5 protein-coding genes are annotated in these 5,351 nt (G+C 67.7%); all 5 read left to right on the top strand.

All coding sequences use genetic code 11. The features are described 5' to 3' along the window. Positions 1-238: 238 nt before the first annotated feature. The 5 genes from ABE522_RS17330 to ABE522_RS17310 all read left to right on the top strand — a co-directional run bounded on the left by ABE522_RS17330 (position 239) and on the right by ABE522_RS17310 (position 5,200). Positions 239-412 (top strand): hypothetical protein, encoded by a 174-nt coding sequence (locus ABE522_RS17330; RefSeq protein ID WP_182657727.1) that lies wholly within the window; start codon positions 239-241, stop codon positions 410-412. A gap of 390 nt (positions 413-802) precedes the next feature. Further along, entirely contained in the window at positions 803-2,713 is a 1,911-nt protein-coding gene (gene mdoH, locus ABE522_RS17325) for a glucans biosynthesis glucosyltransferase MdoH (protein WP_346592762.1), read from the top strand. A 39-nt stretch (positions 2,714-2,752) separates the two neighbouring features. Next, positions 2,753-3,412 (top strand): alpha/beta hydrolase, encoded by a 660-nt coding sequence (locus tag ABE522_RS17320; protein WP_101101233.1) that lies wholly within the window; start codon positions 2,753-2,755, stop codon positions 3,410-3,412. Positions 3,413-3,415: 3 nt separating this feature from the next. Then, positions 3,416-4,459 carry a sensor histidine kinase gene (locus ABE522_RS17315; protein WP_346592761.1) on the top strand — a complete coding sequence of 348 codons (1,044 nt, stop codon included), beginning with the start codon at positions 3,416-3,418 and terminating at the stop codon, positions 4,457-4,459. 12 nt (positions 4,460-4,471) lie between these two features. After that, positions 4,472-5,200: a LytR/AlgR family response regulator transcription factor gene (locus ABE522_RS17310; protein ID WP_346592760.1), complete on the top strand. Its 729-nt coding sequence runs from the start codon at positions 4,472-4,474 to the stop codon at positions 5,198-5,200. The last annotated feature ends 151 nt before the right edge of the window (positions 5,201-5,351 follow it).

Genomic DNA, 5,351 nt, shown 5'->3' with positions numbered 1-5,351 from the left:
ACTACAGCCACGTGCGGGCCGGGCTGAACGCCCCCTCCCGCGCCTTCCGGTTGTGACGGCTGCTGCCCGTCAACCGCCTTGCTGACGGCCAGCGGCCGTCACTACCGGACACAGCGCGGCGGTCACTACCGGGCGGCGTCGCCCCTACACGCAACAGTCACGGTTTTAGGGTAGGGTGCGCAATCCGTCGGCCCTGCGCCCCGCTGCCCGGGCCCGCCGGATTGTCCTTGGAGGATGCATGAGCAAGTCCGCTTCAGTGGAAACCACCCCCGGTCCGGTGCTGCTGCCGACCCCGGAAGTACAGCAGGCGCAGCACCTGCTCGCCCGCCAGCAGATCGCGGTGGCGATGGAGCGCGCCCGCCGCGCGGCCGACGCCGATATCGCCGAACGCCAGGCCGTCCTGTCGCGCTGACCCGCCGCGTGATGGAGGCGATGACGGCCAACGGTCGTCACCTCCCGATAGAGTCGTCATGCCGTGGCCGCCACGCCCCGGCCTGCCCCCCACCCTCTCAAATGGTAACTGTTATCGTTATCATCCATTGGGGGGAGTGCGTCAGCGCATGTCTCGGTTTATCCTGAATGGGGGAAAACCCCCGCAGATCCCCTTCGCGCTCGGCTTACACGCAGCGACCTAGACTGAGGCGCATTTTTTGAATCTACCGGGTGAGCGATTCGTGGGCTCCTGTAATGAGAGAGATCGGTTGCGGGCCCTGAAGCGCGATGTGCGGAACGGGGAAACGTGGGGTGGCTCGTGCTGCGCAGGCAGTACGGCGGGCCTGTGCGTTGACGCGAGGTAACCTGGATGACTGAGACCCCCACCCACGTCCGGCTGGATGCAGGCGTGGCGATGCTGCCCGACGGCGGCTCGCCGCTGCCCATGCCCGAACAGGAACTGCACCGGGGCGAGCTGAAGATCCGCCGCCACCGCACCTCGCCGCGACTGATCGGGCTGCGCCGCGTCTATCTGTTCGGCGGTACCGCGCTGATGACCACGGCGGCCACGGTGATGATGTGGCGGGTGCTGTCGCCGAACGGGGTCAGCGTGCTGGAGGCCTGCCTGCTGGTGCTGTTCGTGGGCCTGTTCGGCTGGATCGCGCTGGCCTTCGCCAGTGCGGTCGCCGGCTTCCTGACGGCGGTGTTCGATCGCGGCTACCGGCTGGGCATCGACCCGGACGAGCCGCTGCCGCAGCTGCATACGCGTACCGCGTTGCTGATGCCCACCTACAACGAAGACCCGCGGCGGCTGCTGGCCGGGCTGCAGGCGATCTACGAATCGGTGGCGGCCACCGGCCAGCTGGCCAACTTCGATTTCTTCGTGCTCAGCGATACGCGCCGCGAAGACATTTCCCGCGCCGAAGAACAGGTGTTCTGCGAACTGCGCCAGACCCTGGACGCACATGATCATCTGTTCTACCGCCGTCGCGCCGACAACGGCGGGCGCAAGGCGGGCAACATCGCCGACTGGGTGCGCCGTTTCGGCGGCGACTACCCCCAGATGCTGATCCTGGATGCCGACAGCCTGATGACGGGTGACACCATCGTCCGGCTCGCCGCCGGCATGGAACACAACCCGGACGTGGGCATCATCCAGACCCTGCCGGTGGTGGTCGGCGGCCGCACGCTGTTCTCGCGCATGCAGCAGTTCGGCGGCCGCGTGTACGGGCCGGTGATCGCCCGCGGCGTGGCCTGGTGGCACGGTGCGGAAAGCAATTACTGGGGCCACAACGCGATCATCCGCACCGTGGCCTTCGCCGAAAACGCGGGCCTGCCTGCGCTGCCCGGGCACGAGCCGTTCGGCGGCCACGTGCTCAGCCATGACTTCGTCGAAGCCGCGCTGATGCGTCGCGGTGGCTGGGCCGCGCACATGGTGCCGTATCTGAAAGGCAGCTACGAAGAAGGCCCGCCGACGCTGACCGACATGATGGTGCGCGACCGCCGCTGGTGCCAGGGCAACCTGCAGCACGGCAAGATCGTCGGCAGCCGCGGCCTGCACTGGATCAGCCGGGTGCACATGCTGATCGGCATCGGCCATTACTTCACCGCCCCGATGTGGGCGATGCTGATGCTGATCGGCATTGCCATCCCGCTGTTCCAGGAAGGCATCGACCTCAACGGCGTGCTGCACCTTTCGCCCAGTGTCTACTGGCGCACCCAGGACGAAACCCACGTGGTGCGGCTGTTCGCGGTGACCATGGGCGTGCTGCTGATGCCGAAGATCCTCGGCTACCTGGCCACCCTGCTGGAACCGGCCTGCCGTCGCGGGTGTGGCGGGGCGGTGCGGATGTTCATCGCCATGCTGCTGGAAACCGTGTTGGCCGCGCTGATGGCCCCGGTGGTGATGTACGTGCAGTCGCGCGGCGTGGCCGAAGTGCTGGCCGGCAAGGATTCGGGCTGGGATGCCCAGCAGCGCGACGATGGCCGCGTGGACTGGTTCGCGCTGGTCAAGGCCTACGGTGGCCTGAGCCTGTTCGGCGCCTTCATGGGCGTGCTGGCCTGGGCGGTTTCGCCTGCGCTGGCGGCCTGGATGGCCCCGGTGGTGATCGGCATGATGCTGTCCATCCCGGTGGTGGCGCTGACCTCTTCGCGCGGTCCGGGCAGCTGGCTGCGCCGGTTGAAGCTGATGGATATCCCCGAAGAACGCGACCCGCCGGACGTGCTGGTGCGTGCCGCGCAGCTGCGTCGCGAAGCGCTGTCGAAGCCGCCGCTGTACTGAGTCGCGCATAATGCGGCCTGGATAACGAGGAGCCGCAACATGCTGCAGACGGTGGAACAGGAAACCGGCGCATCGCCGCAATGGGCAGTCATCTGGCTGCATGGACTGGGCGCGGACGGCAACGACTTCGCCCCGATCGTGCCCGAGCTGGTGCGTCCGGGCTGGCCGGCGCTGCGCTTCGTGTTCCCGCATGCACCGGTGCGTCCGATCACCATCAACAACGGCGTGCCGATGCGTGGCTGGTACGACATCGTCGGCATGGACTTCCGTTCGCGCGCGGACATGGACGGTGTGCGTGCCTCGGTGGTTGAGCTCGATGCGCTGATCCAGCGCGAGATCGACCGTGGCATCCCGGCCGAGCGCATCTTCCTGGCGGGCTTCTCGCAGGGCGGGGCGGTGATCCTGACCGCTGCCCTGCAACGTACCGCACCGCTGGCCGGGCTGATCGCCCTGTCCACCTACCTGCCCGAAGCCGAAACCGCCGCGCGCATCGATGGCGCCGTGCAGGTGCCGGTGTTCATGGCGCACGGCACGCAGGATCCGGTGATTCCGCTGCAGGTGGCCGAACACACCGCCGCCACGCTGCGCACGCTGGGCGTGGAGGTGCAGTGGCAGTCCTATCCGATGGCCCACCAGGTGTGTGGCGAAGAGATCAGCGCACTTGCTGACTGGCTGCAGACCCGCCTGCAGGCTGGCTGACGCATGAGCACCCCGGCCGCCACGCCCTGGATGCCCGAGCTGTGCCGGCTGCCGCGGCTGGCCGCGATGTGCGGGCTGGCGTTGCTGGTGGTGGTGGTGCTGGCGCTGGCGCCTGACGATGGACGCCACTGGAGCGTGGGCCGGTTGCTGTCGGCGAGTGGATTCGCATTGTGGCTGGCGGTGGCGGTCACCGTGGCGCTGTGTGGGCTGCGCAAGCCGCTTTCGACCCTGCCTGCGCTACCGGGATCGGTGGCGGCCATTGCCCTGACCGCGGTGATCGCGGTCATCGGCGCGGGCATCATCCATGCCCTGTATGCGGCACTCGGTGATGACTTCGCCAACGGCATCGGCTTCTGGCGGTTCACCCTGGGCAGTGCGGCCACCACCGCACTGATCAGCGCGGTGGCGCTGCGCTACTTCTATGTCAGTGATCGCTGGGCGGCGCAGGTGCAGGCACAGGCACGCGCCGAAGCCGATGCCCTGCAGGCGCGCATCCGCCCACACTTCCTGTTCAACAGCATGAACCTCATCGCCAGCCTGGTACGGCGCGATGCGGTGGTGGCCGAACGCGCGGTGCTCGACCTGTCCGACCTGTTCCGCGCTGCGTTGGGTGCAGGCGAAGGCGATTCGACGCTGCATGAAGAATGCGAACTGGCCGAGCGTTACCTGTCCATCGAATCGCTGCGGCTGGGCGAACGTCTGCAGGTGCGCTGGCAGCGACCTGCCGAACTGCCCTGGCAGCAGCCGATGCCGCGCCTGGTGCTGCAGCCGCTGGTCGAAAACGCGGTGCTGCACGGCATATCGCGATTGCCCGAAGGGGGCCTGATCGAACTGGAGCTGGCCTGCGTGGATGGCGTGCTGCAGATCCTGATCCGCAATCCGGCACCGGACCCCAGCGCACCGGCCTTGTCGCTGTCACGCGGCACCGGGCACGCCCTGCACAACATCGCCCACCGGCTGGCCTGGCGCTTCGGTCCGGCCGCGCGGATGACGGCAGGCTGGAGCGGGGGCTACTATGAATGCCGCATCGCCATACCGGTTCGATGAGGGGAGCGCGCCGTGAGGGTAGTGATCGCAGATGACGAACCGCTGGCGCGTGAGCGCCTGCAGTCGCTGCTGGCCGATCTCCCCGATGTCTCGGTGGTCGCCGAAGCGGCCAATGGCGAGCAGGCGCTGCACGCCTGTGCGGAACTGCAGCCGGACCTGGTGCTGCTGGATATCGCCATGCCCGGGCTGGATGGGCTGGAGACCGCGCGGCATCTTGCGACCTTCGAACCGCGCCCGGCGGTGGTGTTCTGCACGGCCTACGATGCGCATGCGCTGTCGGCCTTTGAAGCGGCGGCGATCGACTACCTGATGAAGCCGGTGCGGCCGGAGCGGCTGGCGACGGCGATCGAGCGCGCACGCGTTTTCCTGGCGGGGCGGGGCGACGCGCAGGGCAACGGCGATGGCCGTGCGCGCACCGTGTTGTGCGCGCGCCTGCGTGGCGGCCTGCGGTTGATTCCGGTGGAAGACATCCACTATCTGCAGGCCGAGGAAAAGTACGTGGTGGTGCACCATGCACGCGGCGAAGACCTGATAGAGGAATCGCTGAAGTCGCTGGAAGAAGAGTTCGCTGCGCGTTTCGTGCGCATCCACCGCAACTGCCTGGTGGCCCGCCACGAGCTGATCGAACTGCGCCGCGGCACGGCCGGGCAGGTGCAGGCGGTATTGCGGCACGGCAAGCAGCCGTTGGAGGTAAGTCGCCGCTGCGTGGCGACCCTGCGGCAGGATCTGCGTCACCTGTAAGAACATCAACGTCAACGTCAACGTCAACGTCAACGTCAAAAGCTGCAGGCTGTGTGTTGGCGGGGCGGGGTGGCTGTGCAGGACACGCCGCAAGTACGTCCGTGTAGGCTCGCTTTTCGCATCCATGCGAAAAGACGGTCCTGCACAGCCA

Origin of the sequence: Stenotrophomonas lacuserhaii (assembly GCF_039674585.1) — a bacterium.
In the GTDB taxonomy this organism is placed as follows: domain Bacteria; phylum Pseudomonadota; class Gammaproteobacteria; order Xanthomonadales; family Xanthomonadaceae; genus Stenotrophomonas; species Stenotrophomonas pennii_A.
Note: the sequence above shows the minus strand (reverse complement) of the source record. Positions and strands in the feature narration are given on the sequence as shown.

What these genes read in the sequence shown, in the direction of transcription:
- ABE522_RS17315 (WP_346592761.1), top strand. Translation starts at nt 3,416, where the DNA reads ATGAGCACCCCGGCCGCCACGCCCTGGATGCCCGAGCTGTGCCGGCTG.
- ABE522_RS17330 (WP_182657727.1), top strand. Translation starts at nt 239, where the DNA reads ATGAGCAAGTCCGCTTCAGTGGAAACCACCCCCGGTCCGGTGCTGCTG.
- ABE522_RS17320 (WP_101101233.1), top strand. Translation starts at nt 2,753, where the DNA reads ATGCTGCAGACGGTGGAACAGGAAACCGGCGCATCGCCGCAATGGGCA.
- mdoH (WP_346592762.1), top strand. Translation starts at nt 803, where the DNA reads ATGACTGAGACCCCCACCCACGTCCGGCTGGATGCAGGCGTGGCGATG.